This window comes from Janibacter zhangyanbonis, assembly GCF_050507325.1.
GTDB lineage: Bacteria > Actinomycetota > Actinomycetes > Actinomycetales > Dermatophilaceae > Janibacter.
The window spans coordinates 2,398,066-2,416,083 of the sequence record NZ_CP191481.1 but is presented as its reverse complement, the minus strand read 5'-3'; the positions used below and the strand labels follow the sequence as shown (position 1 = coordinate 2,416,083).

Genomic DNA, 18,018 nt, shown 5'->3' with positions numbered 1-18,018 from the left:
GGGAGGTCCGCTGCGGTCATCGCGCGCAGCCGCGCGGTGGAGTCCTCGAGCACCGGCACGATGCCGGGGAAGACGCCGTGCGGAACCTCGTCGGCGGGGTGCTCGTTCACCGGGTCAGAGTGCCCGGTCCGTGATCGGGCCCGCAAACGATTAGCCTGTGGGCAGACTGCTCCGGGGCGGCGACGCTGTGCCGTGCCCGGATCGACCACGTCAGGAGTTCAGGTTCGTGAAGATCGTCGAGCGCATCCTCCGCGCCGGAGAGGGCCGCACCGTCAAGCGGCTCGAAGGCATCGCCGCCCAGGTCAACGCCATCGAGGAGGACTTCGAGAAGCTCACCGACGCCGAGCTGCGGGCCGAGACCGATGTCTTCCGCAAGCGGCTCAAGGACGGCGAGACCCTCGACGACATCCTCCCCGAGGCCTTCGCCGCGGTCCGTGAGGCGAGCCGTCGCACCATCGGCAAGCGGCACTTCGACGTGCAGATCATGGGTGGCGCCGCGCTGCACATGGGCAATGTCGCCGAGATGAAGACCGGTGAGGGCAAGACCCTCGTCGCGACCCTCCCTTCGTACCTCAACGCCATCGAGGGCAAGGGCGTGCACGTCGTCACGGTCAACGACTACCTCGCCGAGTACCAGGCCGAGCTCATGGGCCGCGTGCACCGCGCGCTCGGTCTGGAGACGGGCGTCATCCTCTCGTCGATGAACCCCGAGCAGCGTCGTGCCGAGTACCTCAAGGACATCACCTACGGCACCAACAACGAGTTCGGCTTCGACTACCTGCGCGACAACATGGCGTGGAACACCGAGGAGCTCGTCCAGCGCGGCCACAACTTCGCGATCGTCGACGAGGTCGACTCGATCCTCATCGACGAGGCCCGCACGCCGCTGATCATCTCCGGCCCGGCCGACCAGCCGACGAAGTGGTACGTCGAGTTCGCCAAGATGGTGCGCAAGCTCGAGCGCGGCCACGGCGCCGACCTGATGAAGGGCATCCAGGCCGAGGGCGACTACGAGGTCGACGAGAAGAAGCGCACCGTCGGCATCCTCGAGCCGGGCATCGAGAAGATCGAGGACCTGCTCGGCATCGACAACCTCTACGAGAGCGTCAACACCCCGCTCATCGGCTACCTCAACAACGCGATCAAGGCCAAGGAGCTCTTCACCCGCGACAAGGACTACGTCGTCATGAACGGCGAGGTCCTCATCGTCGACGAGCACACCGGCCGCATGCTGGCCGGCCGTCGCTACAACGAGGGCATGCACCAGGCGATCGAGGCGAAGGAGGGTGTGGAGATCAAGAACGAGAACCAGACCCTCGCGACGATCACCCTGCAGAACTACTTCCGCATGTACGACACCCTCTCGGGCATGACGGGTACGGCCCAGACCGAGGCGGGCGAGCTCAACTCCATCTACGGCCTCGGCGTCGTGCCGATCCGCACCAACCGCCCGATGATCCGCAAGGACCAGGCCGACCTCGTCTACCGCACCGAGAAGGCGAAGTTCAACGCCGTCGTCGACGACATCGCCGAGCGTCACGAGACCGGCCAGCCGGTCCTCGTCGGCACGACGAGCGTCGAGAAGAGCGAGTACCTCTCGCAGGAGCTGAAGAAGCGCAAGATCAAGCACGCGGTGCTCAACGCCAAGCACCACGAGAGCGAGGCCGCGATCGTCGCCGACGCGGGTCGCAAGGGCGCGGTCACCGTCGCGACCAACATGGCCGGTCGAGGCACCGACATCATGCTCGGTGGCAACCCCGAGTTCCGCGCGGTCGCCGAGCTGCGCAAGCGAGGCCTGGACCCCGAGGAGACCCCGGAGGAGTACGAGGCCGCGTGGGACGACGCGCTCGCCGCCGCCGAGGAGGCGGTCAAGGCCGAGCACGAGGAGGTCACCGAGCTCGGTGGTCTCTACGTCCTGGGCACCGAGCGCCACGAGTCGCGCCGCATCGACAACCAGCTGCGTGGTCGCTCCGGCCGTCAGGGTGACCCGGGGGAGTCGCGCTTCTACCTCTCCCTCGAGGACAGCCTGATGCGCCTCTTCAACGCCGGCTTCGTCGACCGTGTCATGCAGACGGCGAAGATCGACGACGAGACGCCCATCGCCGGCAAGATGCTCACGCGGTCGATCGAGGGCGCGCAGAGCCAGCTCGAGGGTCAGAACTACGAGACCCGCAAGAACGTGCTCAAGTACGACGACGTGCTCAACCGTCAGCGCACGGTCGTCTACGACGAGCGTCGCCGGGTGCTCAAGGGTGAGGACCTCGAGGAGCAGATCCGCCACTTCATGACCGATGTCGTCGGCGGCTACGTCGACGCCGAGACGGCGGGCGGCTTCTCCGAGGACTGGGACCTCGAGCGTCTCTTCACCGCGCTCAAGGCGGTCTACCCGACGACGATCACGCCCGAGGCGCTCATCGACGGCGCCGGGTCGCGTGCCGGCCTGACCGCTGCCGGCCTGCGCGAGGAGGTCGTCACCGACATCCACGAGGCCTACGACCGTCGCGTGGCCGAGCTCGGCGAGCCGGTCGCCCGCGAGCTCGAGCGCCGCGTCGTGCTGTCGGTCCTCGACCGCAAGTGGCGCGAGCACCTCTACGAGATGGACTACCTCAAGGAGGGCATCGGTCTGCGCGCGATGGCCCAGCGCGACCCGCTCGTCGAGTACCAGCGCGAGGGCTTCCAGCTCTTCGAGGCGATGAACGACGCCATCAAGGAGGAGTCGGTCGGCTACCTCTTCAACAGCGAGGTCCAGGTGCCGGAGGTGCCGCAGTCGGCGACCCAGCCGCGCAGCGCCGCCGAGATGTTCGGCGAGCCGAGCGAGGGCGCCCGCCCGCAGGTGACGGCCAAGGGACTCCAAGACGGCTCCCGCCAGCGCAACCTGCACTACTCCGCACCGTCGGAGGACGGCGGGGTCGACGAGCACGACGAAGGGAGCCCCACTGGGGGCACCCGCGCCGAGCGTCGCGCCGCGGCCAAGAAGTCGAAGAAGGCGGCCAAGAAGGGTCGCTGACCGTCGCCGCACGCCAGCGGCGACACCTGGAGGTGCCCCCGACCGGATCTCCGGTCGGGGGCACCTCCATGTGTGCTCGGGGGTGGGGGCCGCCGGCGGTGACCTCGCCTCAGCCGATCTGCAGCGCCTCGACGACCCAGCGGTGGTCCCGTCCGACGAGACGCAGGGCGAGGGCGCGCACCCGACCGCCGTCGACGAGCACGACCGCGGCCTCGACGACGTCGTCGGCGGGCTCGCACACGTGGACGCGCAGCACCCGGGTGCGGTGGGCGGCACCGCTCGAGGTGCGCCGCCGCGCGGCGCGACTCCCGCGTCGCGCGACGACGGCGTAGACCTCGGGCGTGGTCCACCGCATCACCTGGCTCGGCGGGCGCACGCCGTGCATGACCTCGACGAGCCCCTGGGCGATGTGGGCGGCCCACAGGCGCGGGTCGGGCAGCTCGTGCGCGCGGGTGACCTGCGGTCCGAAGACCTGCTCGTCGCTCGCCGCCGCGAAGTCGACGGCGAGGGCGTCCTGCACGTACGGCGTCGCGGCCGTGCGCGTGGACCGGCCGCCCTGCGCGTGCGTCGGCAGCGGCACGCCCGGCGGGGTGTGGCGCGGTGCGGGCAGTACCTGCAGCGGGCTGGCGGTGGTGGTCATCGGGTCCCCTCGGTGGCCGGGACGGTGCCCGGGGCGTCGTGGTCGGTCGGTGGTGCCAGGCGGACGCCGGGCAGGAGCAGGTGCGGGTCGGGGCCGATGACGGCCGCATTGGCCGCGTGCCAGCGGGGCCAGGTGGCGGCGATCTCGGCAGCTGTCGCCCCGGGGCCCAGGCGGGCGGCGACGATGCTCCACAGGGTGTCGCCACGCCGCACGACGACCTCGGACGAGCTCGCCGGTCGCGGTCGCCCCGTGAGCAGCGTGGGGTCGGTGCGCTGGCGGGTCGGCGGTCGGCTCGGGGTCCATCCAGGCGAAGGGGGTGTCACCGTCACCTGCGTGCCCGAGGTCGTCGTCGGCGGGGCCGTCGGTGTCGTCGACGGCGAGGTGGCCCCCGTGCTCGTGGGGGAGGGCATGACCGTCGGACGCGTGGCCCAGCCCGGGGTCGGCGCCGTCGCGGCCGACCCGGAGGCGGGCCCGGGGGACGTGGTCCCCGTCGGCCCGGACGGCGACGCGGAAGGCGAGGCGGAAGGCGCGGCGGACGGCGACGTGGGCGACGCCGTGGATGACGCCGACGGTGCCGCTGCGGGGCGCCAACCCGGGGCGGGCGGCTCGCTCGCCTCGACGACCCGGACGGCGGCGACGGCGGTGCCGGGGACGACGGTCGCCGTGACGGACGCGCCGAGGACGATCGCCGCCCAGCGCCGCACGATCGCCGGGGTCACCCGGTCGCGGGCGATGCGGGCCAGGGCGCCGGCGCGACCGGGCAGGCCGGCCAGCAGGACGAGCGCGAGCGAGAGGGTGAGCCACCCGGCGATGATCGCGGCGATGAGGGCCGCGAGCCCGGCGATCGCAGCGGCCGGGTCACCGCCGGGGCCGCTCGCCCCGATGACGAGGCGCCAGCCCCCGGTTGAGGTGGCGACGGTGAGGGTGATGCCGCCCGGCAGCGCGGCAACCGTCACCAGGGCGCCGAGCACCCCGCGTACCGCGGCCCGGGCACCACCGGGCGCGCTGCCGGCGCGGCTGCCTCCGGCCTCGTCCACCCCGTCGCCGGGCACGCCCGCCCGCGGGCCCCTCGCCCTCGTGCCCGTCGATCCGTGCACTGCGTCCACGGTCGTCCCCCTTCGTCATCGACATCGATGTCGGAACGTCTCATCCGATGCTCATTGATGTCGTTTGGTGTTGTTTGCTGTCGAACGACAGCAAACCATGGCAAACGGCACCTGGCAACAGGTCGGGCTGCGGTGCGCCGGAGGGCGACCTAGATTGGGCGCGTGCGCTGGGACCGGCTCTTCGACGACCTCGAGGCGCAGCTGGCTGCCCGGGCGCGGCTCGAGCTCGACGCCGAGGTCGCCGAGCGGACCCGCACCGAGCGTTCGAAGATCACCCTCGGCGAGCGGGTCGTCGGTGCCACCGGATCGGCTCTCGTCGTGCGGCTGCGTGGCGGCACGGTGGTCCGCGGGGTCCTCGAGGACAGTGGTGACGGCTGGCTGCTGCTCGTCGAGCCGACCGGCCGCCAGAGGCTCGTCGCGACCGGCGCCGTCTTGGGCATCTCCGGGCTCGGGCGGCCCCGCGACGACACCCGGGCGCGGCGATTTGGCATCGGCTCCGCGCTGCGGGGGATCAGCCGGGACCGTCGTGCGGTGGTCGTCGTCGACGTCGACGGTGGCACCGTGCAGGGCACGATCGATGCGGTGGGCGCCGACGCCTTCGAGATCGCCGAGCACCCGGTGGACAGCCCGCGGCGGGCCGAGCACGTGCTGGGGGAGCGGGTCGTCCCCTTCGCGGCCGTCGCCCTCGTCGGGTCGGCCTGACCGATCAGGCCTCGCGGCCGCCCTTGGCGACGAACTCGCGGGTCTGCGCGTACATCCGCTCGATGTAGGCGTCGAGCTCGTCGACCTCGACCCGCCACTGCCCGCGGCCACCGACCTTGATCGCCGGCAGCTCACCGCTGCGCACGAGGGCATAGGCCTGTGCGGCGGAGACCCCGAGGACCTCGGAGACCTCGGTGAGCGGGACGAACTTGCGTGGCATGCGGACCAGTCTGCCACCGCCGAGGCGCACCTCCCCGCACCCCCTGTGGACAGCCGACGGGCGAGGTCGGCCCTCCCGGGGCATGATGCTGGCAGCCCGCCACCCCGAGCCGAAGGACCACCGTGAGCGCCCTGCCCACACCCACCGCGCGCCGCCTGACCAAGCCCTCGTGGAAGGACACCCGCCTGCTCGTCGGGATCCTGCTCGTGCTGCTCTCGATCGTCATCGGCGCCGTGGCCATGAGCGCGGCCGACGACCGCGTCGGCATGTGGGCCGCCGCCGGTCCGCTCACCCCCGGCCAGACGATCGAGGAGAGCGACCTCCAGCGGGTCGACGTCCAGCTCGGCGACGCCCAGGGCGACTACCTGATGTCCAACGAACGCCTGCCCAACGGCGCCGTCGTCGACCGCGAGGTCCGCGAGGGCGAGCTCGTGCCGCGCGCGGCGGTGGTCAACCCCACCGAGCTCGACGTGCAGCGGGTCGCGGTCCACGTCGACCCCGCCTACCTGAGCAACCTCGTCAAGGGGTCGCGGGTGACCGTCTTCACCGCCACCCCGCGGGCGAAGGGGGAGGACGCGCCGGCTGGCAGCGACGAGCCGGAGTACGAGGAGTTCATCCGTCGCGCCACGGTCCACGAGCTGCCGCGCAGCGGCGGCGTCATGAGCAGCGGGTCGCGCTCGTCGGTGATCATCGTCGTGCCGGCGGACAAGGTCACCGACCTGCTCTCCCGCGACACCCGGGACACCCCGATCCGCCTCGCGATCGAGGCCGGCAGCCCCGAGGCCCGCGACTGATGGCGACCACGGTCCTCACCGCCCTCGGCCACGACTGGGAGGGCCGCATGGTCGAGGTCGTCGGCCAGCTGCCCGGCGTCACCGTCGGTCGGCGCTGCGTCGACCTCGCCGACCTGCTCGCCGCCGCCTCCGCCGGACTGGGCGACGTCGCCCTCGTCTCGGCCGACCTGCGCGGCCTCGACCGCGACGCGCTGGCCCACCTGCGGGCGGCGGGCGTGGCCGTCGTCGGCGCCGGCCCCGACGGGCAGGAGGCTCCCGAGCGGCACCTGCGCCAGCTCGGCATCGAGCGATACGTGCACGTGGGCACCCCGCGCGAGGACCTCGTCGACGTCCTCACCTCGGCCGCGGTGACGGGCGCTCCCTTCGCCGGTGGTGCGCAGGAGACCTGGCCGGGGGAGGACCCGCCGACCGCCCCCATCGCCCCGGTCACCGACGCGACGCCCGACCCGCAGGCGCCGCCCGCGCGCGGCCGCGTCGTCGCGGTCTGGGGGCCGACCGGGGCACCCGGTCGCAGCACGCTCGCTGTCAACCTCGCCAGCGAGCTGGCCGCCCTCGGCCGACCGGTCGTGCTCGTCGACCTCGACACCTACGGCGCCGCCGTCGCCCAGCTGCTCAGCGTGCTCGACGAGGCGCCCGGCATCGCGGCCGCGGCCCGCGCCTCGGAGCTCGGCACGCTCGACCTGCCCGCCCTGGCCCGGCTCGCGGTCGAGGTCTCGCCACGGTTTCGCGTCGTCACCGGCATCCCGACCCCGAGCCGCTGGCCCGAGGTGCGGGCCGCGGCGGTCGAGCAGATCATCGAGCTGTGCCGGTCGCTGGCGCCCGTCGTCGTGCTCGACTGCGGCTTCGGCATCGAGGACGACGAGGAGCTCAGCTACGACACCACCGCGCCACGTCGCAACGCGACGACGCTGACCGCGCTCGCGGAGGCCGACGAGCTGCTGCTCGTCGGTGCCGCCGACCCGGTCGGCCTGCAGCGCATGGTGCGGGCCGTGCAGGCCGTCGGTCAGGTGGCCTCGCCGACACCGCGGCCGGTGGTCAACCGGCTGCGCGCCGGATCCGTTGGCCCCGACCCGCGGCGCCGGGTCGCCGAGTCGATGGAGCGCTTCGCGGGGCTGGAGGACATCACCTTCCTGCCCGACGACCAGGCGGCGGTCGACGCCGCCGTGCTCGCCGGGCACACCCTCGTCGAGGCCGCCCCGGGCAGTCCGCTGCGGGCAGCGATCGCCGGGCTCGCGGCCGACCTGCTCGGCGTCGCGGCACCCTCGGCCCCCGCCGGTCCGCGGCGTCGGCTGCTGCGACGCGCCTGAGTGCGGCCGCACGCGAGGTCGGTCCGCCCGAGCCGCGCGGGGGCACGACGCGGATCACTCGTCGTGGTCGGGCCTGCCACCGGTGCGGCGCACGTGCCACGATGAGCCCGTGGTGAACAGACTCGGAGCCCTCGACGCGTCCTTCCTCTACCTGGAGGAGCCGACACTGCCCATGCACGTGGGGTCGGTCATGGTCTTCGAGCCGTCCGCCGAGGGCTTCGACTACGACCGCTTCGTCGCCGTGGTCGGGGACCGCATCGCCGGGCACTCGCGCTACCGCCAGCACATCCGCGAGGTGCCGGCGAGGATCGACAACCCCGTGTGGGTCGACGACGCGCACTTCGACATCGGCTACCACGTGCGTCGCTCGGCGATCCCGGCGCCGGGTGGCGCGGCCGACCTCGAGGACTTCATCGGCCGGATCATGGCCCGACCGCTCGACCGTGACCGTCCGCTCTGGGAGGCCTACTTCGTCGAGGGCCTCGAGGGTGGCCGCTTCGCCGTCGTGACGAAGGCGCACCAGGCGATGGTCGACGGCATCCACGCGGTCGACCTCGCCCAGCTGCTCATCGACCCCGACGCCGTGCCCGTCGACGATCGGGCCGGCGAGCCGCGCAAGGCCCCCTCCGACGTGCGCATGGTGACCGACGCGCTGCTCGGCTCGGTCCTCAACCCCGCACGTGTCGTGCGCGGCATCGGCTCCGGCCTCCGCGACGTCTCCCAGACCGGTCGGGACCTCACCGCGACGGCCGGCCGGGTCGCCTCGACCCTCGCCCGCGTCGGGACCCGTCCCGCCCCGAGCTCACCGCTGCGCACCACCGTCGGGGCTGCTCGGCGCTATGTCATGGTGCAGACCGACCTCGACGACTACCGCAAGATCCGCAGCCGCCTCACCCGCGGCCGCTACGTCGACGACGTGTCGATCAACGACGTCGTCCTCGCGACGATCACCGGCGCCCTGCGCGCCTGGATGCAGACCCGCGGTCTGCCGGTCACCGCGACGACGACCCTGCGGGTCATGGTGCCGCTGAGCATCGTCGACGGGTCCGGCGACCCGCTCACCGACAACGCCATGGCCGCGTGCTTCATCGACCTGCCGATCGGGGAGAACACGCCGTCGATGCGGCTGCACCAGATCGCCTTCGCCATGCGCCAGCAGATCGAGTCGACCTCCGTCGAGGGGGTCGGTGCGACGTCGCTGGCCGGCATCGGAGGCTTCGCCCCGCCGACCCTGCACACGCTCGGGGCCCGGCTCGGCAGTGCCATGAGCCGACGGCTCTTCAACCTCGTCATCACCAACGTCCCCGGCCCCCAGCAGTCACTGGAGGTCGAGGGCTGCCAGCTCATCGAGACCTATCCGGTCATGCCGCTCGGTCGCGGCCAGGGCCTGTCGATCGGCCTGACCTCCTACGACGGCAAGGTCTACTACGGGCTCACGGGTGACCGTGACTCGATGGCCGACCTCGACGTGCTCGCCCGCTCCATCGACGACGCGCTCGCCGAGCTGCGCTCGGCCCCGAGGGGGCGTGCCTGATGCGCGTCTACGTGCCGATGCTCCTTGGTGAGCTCGCGGCGGTGCCGGCCCCGGGACGACTGCCGGAGCGCACCCCCTTCGCCGTGACGGACGCGGTCCGCGCCCTCGACCCGACGGCCGACGAGGAGGACCTCGAGTTCGAGGCGATGTGCCAGGCGCTCGACGCCGCCCGCGACCTCGGTGCCGGGCGTCGCGTCGTCGCCTCGGCGGACCTGCCGGACGCGCCGGGCACCGGTGACACCGGCCGGCTCGACACGGCCGTCGTCGTCGACCTCGCCGACGTCGTGAGCTTCCACGTCGAGGAGGACGAAGGGGAGGTCGGCGCCGGCTACGACGACCTGCTCTGGTACGACGTCACCGAGCTCGCCGACCTCGCCGCCGAGTAGGCCCCCCGCGCGACGGCGAAACCCTGCAAAACCCTAGGGTCTTGCAGGGTTTCGCCATCGTGTGGCGCGGGCGAGTCAGGCGAGGCGCTCGGTCAGCAGGCGGACCTCGGCGTCGATCGAGTCGACGACGGCCGGCTGGGCCGCCTGCTCGACCTTCTTGCCCATGAGCGGGATCGAGCAGGTCAGGTCGCCGGCGAAGGCCAGGCGCGACCCGGCGCCGTCGGGGGAGAGGTCGATGGTGCCGCGCATGCGCAGCGGCACCCCGGCGACCGTGAGGTCGACGTCGGCGCGCCGCGAGCCGTCGGCGGTCGGCGGGTGCCAGGTCTGCTGCTCGTCGATCCGCAGCGTGTCGCCGACCATCGAGACGACCGGGCCCGGCATGCCGGCCGTCGGCAGCACCCGGGTGGTCTGCACGACGACGTCGTCACCGGTGCGCGTCACCGTCGCCGTCGATCCGGGGAGCGGCTCGACCTTGGCCTCCTGGTAGTCCTGCGACTCGACGACGGCGAAGGCGTCCTCGACGCCGGCGGGCAGGGCGGCCTCACGGGTGATCCTCATGGGCACACGCTAGCGCTGCGGGCCCCGGAGTCAGGAGCGCAGCGCTGTGCTCGTCGAGCGCAGCAGCTCGCTCGCCCGAGCGCACTCGGCAGCGAGCAGCGCGCGGTGGCGGCCGAGGACCGACACGACCTGGTGGATGCGCTCCTGCAGGGACTCGCGCAGTCGCTCGGACTGCTCGACCGAGCGGGCGTCGGCGACGCCCGCGATGCCCCAGCCACGCTCGACCGAGCCGTCACGCACGGCCAGGCCAGCGGCCTGTGCCTCCTCCTCGATCGCCCGCAGGCGGGCGATCGCCTCGGCGAACTCGGTGGCGGTCGAGTGCAGGCTGCGGCCGCACGCGTCCATGGCGTCGGCCGTGGCCGACGTGGCCTCGGCGAGCTGCTCGGCCCGCCGGCGTCGCTCGAGGGCGGTCGGACCGCGCCAGCCCGCCGAGGCATCGGCCAGAGCCAGGCGCAGGGCCTGCGCATCGGCGTGCAGCACCACGGCGCGGCTCCGCAGGGAGGCCGCCAGAGCGCTCAGCGAGCCGGGGTCGCCCAGCAGGGGGTGGCTCATCGCAGCTCCCGCACCTGTGGTCGGGTCCCGGTGCCCGTGGCACGGTCGGAGGCGCTGGCCCGGGTGGCCACTGGTCCGAGGGAGAGCGCCAGCTCGCGGCAGCCCGCCGAGATCTCGCGGAGGCCGTCGACGGCGTCGTCGACCATGGCGTCGAGCGCCTGCTGGGTCGCGTGGTCCCCGACGGTCACGAGGTGGTCGAGCAGCAGCTCGCCGGCGGCCGCAGTGTGCTCGCCCGTGGCGGACAGGGCGTCGGCGAGCACCTGGATGTCCTCGGGGCGAGGGTGCGAAGGGGGCATGGTCCGGTCAGCCTAGCGACGGGCGTGGTCCCGGGGTCGGAGGCCGTCCACAGGGGCCGCGCGCCGCCCCTGCCGGACCCGCTGTGGGGGGTGCACGTGACGCGTGTCATAGGGGGCTACGCTCGTCGTGAGCGGGACGACGAGGTCCCGCGACACGTGACGACGCGACCGAGGACGCCCATCCATGGCACAGTTGCCTGCCCACCCCGCCACCGACACCGAAGGCCCTCTTGCCGACGCCGCCACCGCGGCCGGCGCGGACGCCCCCTTCGTCGAGCGGTACCTGCGACATGTCGACGCGACGGCCCTGGGTGGCCGCTCCGTCGACGACCTGGTGGCGATGGCCACCAGCCATCGTGAGGTGGCGGCGACGCGGGCGCCGGGTGAGTCGATCGTCCGGGCCGCCGACGGCGTGCTGCACATCGTGACCTCCGACCGGCCCTTCCTCGTCGACTCGGTCCTGGGTGAGCTCGGGGCCGAGGGCATCGGGGTCTCCCTGCTCATCCACCCGCTCTTCGTCGTCCGCCGCGACGCCGAGGGTCGACTCGTCGAGGTGCTCGACGCCGACCCGCGCACGCCGCACCCCGACGCCGACCTGCACGACGAGTCGTGGATCCGGATCGAGCTCGCCGACCGCTGCGACATGGCGATCGTCGAGGACCGCGTCTCCGAGGTCGTCGACGCGGTCGCCGCCGCGGTCGACGACTGGGACCAGATGTCGGCGGCGGTGGGGGAGCTCGTGACCGCGCTCGACGAGGGGCGCGGCGTCGGCAGCAGCGAGTCGCAGACCGCGGCCGCGGAGTTCCTGCGCTGGCTCGTCGACGACCACTTCACCTTCATCGGCTCGCGCGACCACACCATCGACGGCGGCGAGATCACTCCCATGGCCGGCAGCGGCCTGGGCGTGCTGCGCGAGGACACGACCGCCGAGGCGATCACGCCGCTCGGGGGCGGCGGCGAGGACGTCGACTGCCTCGCGATCGGCAAGTCGCACGCCGTGCTGCCGGTGCACCGCGTCGCCCACCCCGACCTCATCGCCGTGCGCTTCCGCGACGCCGAGGGCCGGCTCGTCGAACGCCGTCTCGCCGGGCTCTTCGCGTCCACCGCCTACACGAGCTCGGTGCTGACGATCCCGCTCATCTCCGACAAGGTGCAGCAGATCCTCGCCGACTCCGGCTGGGCCCGCGACAGCCACTCGGGTGCCTTCGCGATGCGCCTCTTCGAGACCTTCCCCCGCGACGAGCTCTTCCAGGCGCCGGTCGCGCACCTCAGCCAGGTCGTCACCTCGATCCTCAAGATGGTCCACCGGATGCGCACGGCGACCTTCCTGCGGCTCGACACCGGCAGGCAGTTCGTCTCCGCGATCATCTACCTGCCCCGCGACCGCTACACGACGACGGTGCGGCACCGCGTCGAGGACGAGCTGCGCGAGGCGACGGGCGCGGACGAGGTCAGCTTCACCGCGCACGTCTCCGAGGAGCCGATGGCCCGGCTCTACTACATCCTGCGCGGCTCGCAGGGCGTCCACATGCCCATCGGCGAGGCCCAGCGCCACCTCGAGCGTGCGGTCGCCGACGCGACCCTGACGTGGGAGGAGCGCCTCGTGCGGCGCGCCGACGAGCTCGTCGGGTCCGAGGTCGCGGGCGAGCTCATCGCCCCGTGGGCCGGCGGATTCCCCGTCGACTACGAGGACGACTTCGACGCCGCCCAGGCCGTGGCGGACCTGAAGAACCTCGTCCGCCTCGGTACGGACACCCCCTTCGCCTGTGCTCTCTACGACCCCCGTCGCGGCCACGGCGGCGGCGAGGACCCGCGCATCCGCCGGATCAAGCTCTTCAGCCTCGACGAGCTGATCCTCGACGACCTCATGCCGATCTTCCGCGACCTCGGCACCCAGGTCATCGAGGAGGAGCCCTACACGCTCACCCGTGCCGACGGGGTCACCGCCGGCGTCTACGACATGAGCCTGCGGGTGCCCGACGCCGCCCTGTGGGAGTCGCGCAGCCACGAGGACCTGCGCGAGCTCGTCGAGTCCACGGTCATCGCCGTGCGCGCCGGGCGCACCGAGTCCGACGGCTTCAACGCGCTCGTCATCCGTGCCGGGCTCACCTGGCGGCAGGTGGCGCTGCTGCGGGCCATCGGCCGCTACCTGCGCCAGGCCGGCGGCAGCTGGGGGCAGACCAGCCTCGAGGCCGCGCTCGTCGACAACCACGAGATCGCCCGCGACCTCGTCGAGCTCTTCGAGACCCGCTTCGACCCCGAGCGCTACGGCGGCCTCGCCGATGACGAGCGGACCGCTGCCGAGGCCGAGGTGACCCAGCGCATCCACGACGCGCTCGAGGAGGTCACCTCCCTCGAGCACGACCGGATCATCCGGGCCTTCGTCGGCGTCATGGCCGCGACGCTGCGCACGAGCTACTTCGTCCGGGACGCGCAGGGGGAGCCGCTGCCGCGGATCTCGCTCAAGCTCGAGCCGGCCCGCGTGCCCGACATGCCCAAGCCGCACCCGGCCTTCGAGATCTGGGTGCACAGCCCGCAGGTCGAGGGCGTCCACCTGCGCTTCGGCGCGGTGGCCCGCGGCGGCCTGCGCTGGAGCGACCGGCGCGACGACTTCCGCACCGAGGTCCTCGGCCTCGTCAAGGCGCAGATGGTCAAGAATGCCGTCATCGTCCCGACGGGCAGCAAGGGCGGCTTCTTCGGCAAGCAGCTGCCCGACCCGTCGGTCGACCGCGAGGCGTGGATGGAGGCGGGCCGTTCGGCCTACCGGGCCTTCATCTCCGGCCTGCTCGACGTGACCGACAACCGCGTCGACGGCGCGATCGTGCCGCCCGAGCGGGTCGTGCGGCACGACGGTGACGACTCCTACCTCGTCGTCGCCGCCGACAAGGGCACGGCGACCTTCTCCGACCTGGCCAACTCGATCGCCCGTGAGTACGGCTTCTGGCTCGACGACGCCTTCGCCTCCGGCGGCTCGGTCGGCTACGACCACAAGGGCATGGGCATCACCGCGCGCGGCGCGTGGGAGTCGGTCAAGCGGCACTTCCGCGAGCTCGGCCACGACACGCAGACCGAGGACTTCACCGTCGTCGGCATCGGCGACATGAGCGGTGACGTCTTCGGCAACGGCATGCTGCTGTCCGAGCACATCCGCCTCGTCGCGGCCTTCAACCACCTGCACGTCTTCATCGACCCGCAGCCCGACGCGGCGGCCTCCTTCGCCGAGCGCCGCCGGCTCTTCGACCTGCCGCGCAGCACGTGGGACGACTACGACCGCTCCCTGATCAGCGAGGGCGGCGGGGTCTGGTCGCGCAGCGCGAAGGCGATCCCCGTGAGCGAGCAGGCAGCGGCCGCGCTCGGACTCGACGGGGCGACGTCGATGACGCCCACCGAGCTGATCCACCTCATCCTCCAGGCGCCCGTCGACCTGCTGTGGAACGGCGGCATCGGCACCTATGTCAAGGCCGCCGACGAGTCCCACGCCGAGGTGGGGGACCGGGCCAACGACGCCATCCGCGTCGACGGCGGGCAGGTCCGTGCCCGCGTCATCGGCGAAGGGGGCAACCTGGGTGCCACCCAGCGCGGCCGGATCGAGGCGGCCGGGGCGGGCGTGCGCGTCAACACCGACGCCGTCGACAACTCCGCCGGCGTCGACACCTCCGACCACGAGGTCAACATCAAGATCCTGCTCGGCGAGGCGATCCGCCGCGGCTCCCTCGACGAGGACGCCCGCGTCGAGCTGCTCGCGTCGATGACCGACGAGGTCGCCGACCAGGTCCTGCGCGACAACTACGAGCAGAACGTGCTGCTCGGCAATGCCCGCGCCCAGCACGGCGACATGCTCGTCGTCCACGAGCGGCTCATGGAGTCCCTCACCGAGCGGGGCGAGCTCGACCGCGAGCTGGAGTTCCTCCCGAGCAGCTCCGAGGTGCACGACCGCCTCGACGCCGGTCAGGGCCTGTCCTCGCCGGAGCTGTCGGTCCTGCTCGCCTACTCGAAGCTGGCGCTCAAGTCCGACCTGCTCGACTCCGACCTGCCCGACGACCCGGCGACCGAGCGACAGCTGACGGACTACTTCCCGACGCCGCTGCGCGAGCGCTTCCACGACGAGCTGCAGGCACACCCCCTTCGTCGGGAGATCGTGACGACCGCCGTCGCCAACGACCTCGTCAACCGGGGCGGCATCACCTTCGTCCAGCGGGCCGTCGAGGAGACGAGCGCGACGTCAGCGCAGGTGGCGCGAGCCTTCCTCGTGGCCCGGCGGATCTTCGGCCTCGACGACTTCGTCGCCCGAGTCGAGGCGCTCGACAACGTCGTGCCGACGCAGACCCAGACCCGGCTCTACCTCGAGCTGCGCCGGCTCATGGACCGCGCGGTGCGGTGGTTCCTCGCCAACCGCGCGGGCAAGCTCGACGTGACCGGCGAGATCGAGCGCTTCGGCGAGCCGGTCTCGACGCTGGCGCCGCAGATCCCCGACCTGCTGCGCGGCTCCCAGGCGGAGCGTCTCGGGCGCAAGACGCAGGACCTCGTCGACGCGGGCGTGCCGAGCGACCTCGCCCGGCGCACCGCGATCCTGCTCGACCTCTACTCCGTGCTCGACATCGTCGACATGGCGCACGAGAGCGGCCGCGAGCTGCTCGAGGTCGCCGAGACCTACTACCAGGTCTCCGAGACCTTCGGCATCGACGAGCTGCTCATCATGGTCACCCGCCTGCCCCGTGATGAGCAGTGGGATGCCATGGCCCGCGGCGCCCTGCGCGACGACCTCTACGCGACCCTCCAGTCGCTGACGAGTGCCGTGCTCGAGCGTGAGGGCGGCGACGCCTCGGCCCGGCTCGCGGAGTGGTCGCGCGAGCACGACGAGGCCGTCGAGCGCGTGCAGACCCAGCTCGCCGGGATCCGCCAGCTGCCCTCGCCGGGGGTCGCCGCGCTCTCGGTCGCGCTGCGCACGCTGCGCTCGGTCACCCGCTGATCACCCGGTCCGGCAGTGTCCGCACGTCACTAGGATCGCGACGTGCGGACACTGTCGGACTTCCTGCGGACCACCCCCGGCCTCGAGGCTGCGGACACCGAGTGGCTCCACCTGCTCGTCGAGGACTGGCACCTGCTCGCCGACCTGTCCTTCAGCGACCTCGTGCTGTGGCTCCCGCGCGAGGAGGGGTGGGTCGCCGCCGCGCACACCCGCCCCATGACCGGCCCGATGGTCTTCGTCGAGGACATCGTCGGCCAGGGTGAGGCGGCGGTCTTCGGGGACCTCGTGAGCCGGGCGGTGCGCGACGGGCAGAGCGAGCACGTGCGCGAGCGCGGGCAGGACCTGCTCCACGAGCGGGCTCGCCCGGTGCGTCGGGCCGGTCGCATGATCGGCGTGCTCAGCGTGCACGACCAGCTCGACAGCGGTCGGCCGCAGACGCGCCTCGAGGAGAGCTACGGTCACATGAGCGACGAGCTCTTCCTCATGGTCGCCGAGGGCACGTGGCCGACGACCGGGTCACCGAGCGCTGCCCGCCGGGGCGCACCCCGCGTCGGTGACGGCGTCATGCGGCTCGACGTCGCGGGTGTCGTGCACTACGCCTCGCCCAATGCGCTCAGCGCGATCCGCAAGCTCGGTCACCAGGGCCCGATCGAGGGCGAGGTCCTGCTCCAGGTGATCAGCGGTGTCGCCGGGCAGCCGGGGCAGCTCGACGAGGGGCTGGCCCTCGTCGCCATGGGTCGGGCCGCGTGGCGCTCCGATCTCGCCGCCAACGGCGCTGCGCTCGCGCTGCGGGCGGTGCCGCTCATGCACGGCCGCGAGCGGCACGGCGCGATCGTCCTCGCGCGCGACGTCTCCGAGCTGCGGCGGCGCGGCGACGAGCTGATGACCAAGGACCAGACGATCCGGGAGATCCACCACCGGGTCAAGAACAACCTGCAGACCGTCGCCGCCCTGCTGCGGATGCAGTCGCGACGGGTGCCCGACGGGGTCGCCCGCACGGCCCTGGACGAGGCGGTCCGTCGGGTCGGGGTGATCGCCATGATCTACGAGGCGCTGAGCACCGGATTCGCCGAGGCGCTGGACTTCGACGACGTCGCGGTGCGCGGTCTGCGTGCGATCGTCGAGGTGGCGCGCACGACGGGGGCGATCGACTCCCGCTTCGCGGGGTCCTTCGGGATGATGCGGGCCGAGGACGCGACGGCCGTCGGGCTGATCCTCAGCGAGCTGATCCAGAACGCCGTCGAGCACGGGGTGCCCGAGGGCGGAACGGTCTCGGTCGAGGCCGAGCGCAGCACCGAGGGCGACGTCGATATCCTGCGGGTCACCGTCGTCGACGACGGGCAGGGTCTGCCGACGGGATTTCGCCCGAGCAAGGCGGGCCTGGGCACGCGCATCGTCACCTCGATGGTCCACGACCTCGGCGGGCAGATTCGCTGGGACGATGCCGAGCCCCGCGGCACCCGGGTGCGCTTCAGCGCGCGGCTGCGGCCGGTCGACGGCTGACCTGGCACCGTCGCGGACATGACGAAACCGCCCCCGAGCGGGTGCTCGGAGACGGCGCGGTCAGGGGGTGGACGTCAGCCGGCGCGGCGGGCGCGGGCCTTGCGACGCTTGAGCGCGCGGCGCTCGTCCTCGGAGAGGCCACCCCAGACGCCGGCGTCCTGGCCGGACTCGATGGCCCACTTCAGGCAGGTGTCGACGACCTCGCACCGGCGGCACACCTTCTTGGCCTCTTCGATCTGCGCGATCGCTGGGCCGGTGTTGCCGATGGGGAAGAAGAGCTCGGGATCTTCGTCGAGACACGCTGCGCGGTCGCGCCAATCCATGGGGGTGGTGCTCCTTGTCGTCGGGGAGGTCGTGCACGCTGTGTGTTGCTGGCCGGGGCCGACGTTGGGTCATGCCCGCCGGGGCGTCCACGACCCAAAACACACATCATTGTTCACGCTA

15 protein-coding genes are annotated in these 18,018 nt (G+C 72.6%); 8 read left to right on the top strand and 7 right to left on the bottom strand.

From position 1 onward, the window contains the following. The first annotated feature begins 226 nt into the window (after window positions 1–226). Window positions 227–3,007, top strand: coding sequence for a preprotein translocase subunit SecA (gene secA, locus ACQBJO_RS11820; RefSeq protein ID WP_421007456.1), 2,781 nt, complete (start codon window positions 227–229; stop codon window positions 3,005–3,007). Window positions 3,008–3,116: 109 nt separating this feature from the next. Here the strand turns inward: secA and ACQBJO_RS11815 are convergent, their stop codons facing one another. Both ACQBJO_RS11815 and ACQBJO_RS11810 read right to left on the bottom strand, forming a co-directional pair. Continuing rightward, entirely contained in the window at window positions 3,117–3,647 is a 531-nt protein-coding gene (locus ACQBJO_RS11815; RefSeq protein ID WP_421007455.1) for an Rv3235 family protein, read from the bottom strand. Further along, window positions 3,644–4,753, bottom strand: coding sequence for a LysM peptidoglycan-binding domain-containing protein (locus ACQBJO_RS11810; protein WP_421007454.1), 1,110 nt, complete (start codon window positions 4,751–4,753; stop codon window positions 3,644–3,646). Before ACQBJO_RS11810 ends, ACQBJO_RS11815 begins: the two co-directional genes overlap by 4 nt. Window positions 4,754–4,915: 162 nt before the next feature. Between ACQBJO_RS11810 and ACQBJO_RS11805 the strand changes: the two genes are divergently transcribed. After that, window positions 4,916–5,455: a hypothetical protein gene (locus ACQBJO_RS11805; RefSeq protein WP_421007453.1), complete on the top strand. Its 540-nt coding sequence runs from the start codon at window positions 4,916–4,918 to the stop codon at window positions 5,453–5,455. Window positions 5,456–5,459: 4 nt separating this feature from the next. On the opposite strand, the gene ACQBJO_RS11800 is transcribed toward ACQBJO_RS11805, so the two are convergent. Continuing rightward, window positions 5,460–5,675 carry a helix-turn-helix domain-containing protein gene (locus tag ACQBJO_RS11800; protein ID WP_255183999.1) on the bottom strand — a complete coding sequence of 72 codons (216 nt, stop codon included), beginning with the start codon at window positions 5,673–5,675 and terminating at the stop codon, window positions 5,460–5,462. A 122-nt stretch (window positions 5,676–5,797) separates the two neighbouring features. On the opposite strand from ACQBJO_RS11800, the gene ACQBJO_RS11795 reads away from it, so the two are divergent. The 4 genes from ACQBJO_RS11795 (at window position 5,798) to ACQBJO_RS11780 (ending at window position 9,696) form a co-directional block, all read left to right on the top strand. Next, entirely contained in the window at window positions 5,798–6,469 is a 672-nt protein-coding gene (locus ACQBJO_RS11795) for an SAF domain-containing protein (protein WP_421007452.1), read from the top strand. Beyond that, the gene (locus ACQBJO_RS11790; protein WP_421007451.1) at window positions 6,469–7,776 is read left to right on the top strand and encodes an AAA family ATPase; all 1,308 of its coding nucleotides are present in this window, start codon (window positions 6,469–6,471) and stop codon (window positions 7,774–7,776) included. The genes ACQBJO_RS11795 and ACQBJO_RS11790 overlap by 1 nt, the downstream gene beginning before the upstream one ends. Window positions 7,777–7,888: 112 nt before the next feature. Then, entirely contained in the window at window positions 7,889–9,310 is a 1,422-nt protein-coding gene (locus ACQBJO_RS11785; protein WP_421007450.1) for a WS/DGAT/MGAT family O-acyltransferase, read from the top strand. Beyond that, window positions 9,310–9,696: a DUF6912 family protein gene (locus ACQBJO_RS11780; protein WP_421007449.1), complete on the top strand. Its 387-nt coding sequence runs from the start codon at window positions 9,310–9,312 to the stop codon at window positions 9,694–9,696. The genes ACQBJO_RS11785 and ACQBJO_RS11780 overlap by 1 nt, the downstream gene beginning before the upstream one ends. A gap of 75 nt (window positions 9,697–9,771) precedes the next feature. Here the strand turns inward: ACQBJO_RS11780 and ACQBJO_RS11775 are convergent, their stop codons facing one another. The 3 genes from ACQBJO_RS11775 to ACQBJO_RS11765 are packed head-to-tail and all read right to left on the bottom strand — an operon-like array spanning window position 9,772 to window position 11,102. After that, window positions 9,772–10,254, bottom strand: a complete 483-nt coding sequence (locus ACQBJO_RS11775) for a DUF2505 domain-containing protein (RefSeq protein ID WP_421007448.1) — start codon at window positions 10,252–10,254, stop codon at window positions 9,772–9,774. Between the two features lie 30 nt (window positions 10,255–10,284). Continuing rightward, entirely contained in the window at window positions 10,285–10,806 is a 522-nt protein-coding gene (locus tag ACQBJO_RS11770) for a WXG100 family type VII secretion target (protein WP_421007447.1), read from the bottom strand. Continuing rightward, window positions 10,803–11,102 (bottom strand): hypothetical protein, encoded by a 300-nt coding sequence (locus ACQBJO_RS11765; RefSeq protein ID WP_421007446.1) that lies wholly within the window; start codon window positions 11,100–11,102, stop codon window positions 10,803–10,805. Before ACQBJO_RS11765 ends, ACQBJO_RS11770 begins: the two co-directional genes overlap by 4 nt. A 184-nt stretch (window positions 11,103–11,286) precedes the next feature. Between ACQBJO_RS11765 and ACQBJO_RS11760 the strand changes: the two genes are divergently transcribed. Both ACQBJO_RS11760 and ACQBJO_RS11755 read left to right on the top strand, forming a co-directional pair. Then, the gene (locus tag ACQBJO_RS11760; protein WP_421007445.1) at window positions 11,287–16,071 is read left to right on the top strand and encodes an NAD-glutamate dehydrogenase; all 4,785 of its coding nucleotides are present in this window, start codon (window positions 11,287–11,289) and stop codon (window positions 16,069–16,071) included. Window positions 16,072–16,113: 42 nt separating this feature from the next. Continuing rightward, entirely contained in the window at window positions 16,114–17,574 is a 1,461-nt protein-coding gene (locus ACQBJO_RS11755) for a sensor histidine kinase (RefSeq protein ID WP_421007444.1), read from the top strand. Window positions 17,575–17,648: 74 nt separating this feature from the next. Here ACQBJO_RS11755 and ACQBJO_RS11750 read toward each other — a convergent pair whose 3' ends face one another. After that, complete coding sequence (locus tag ACQBJO_RS11750; protein WP_007925026.1) at window positions 17,649–17,897, bottom strand: WhiB family transcriptional regulator; 249 nt, start codon at window positions 17,895–17,897, stop codon at window positions 17,649–17,651. Between the last annotated feature and the right edge of the window lie 121 nt (window positions 17,898–18,018).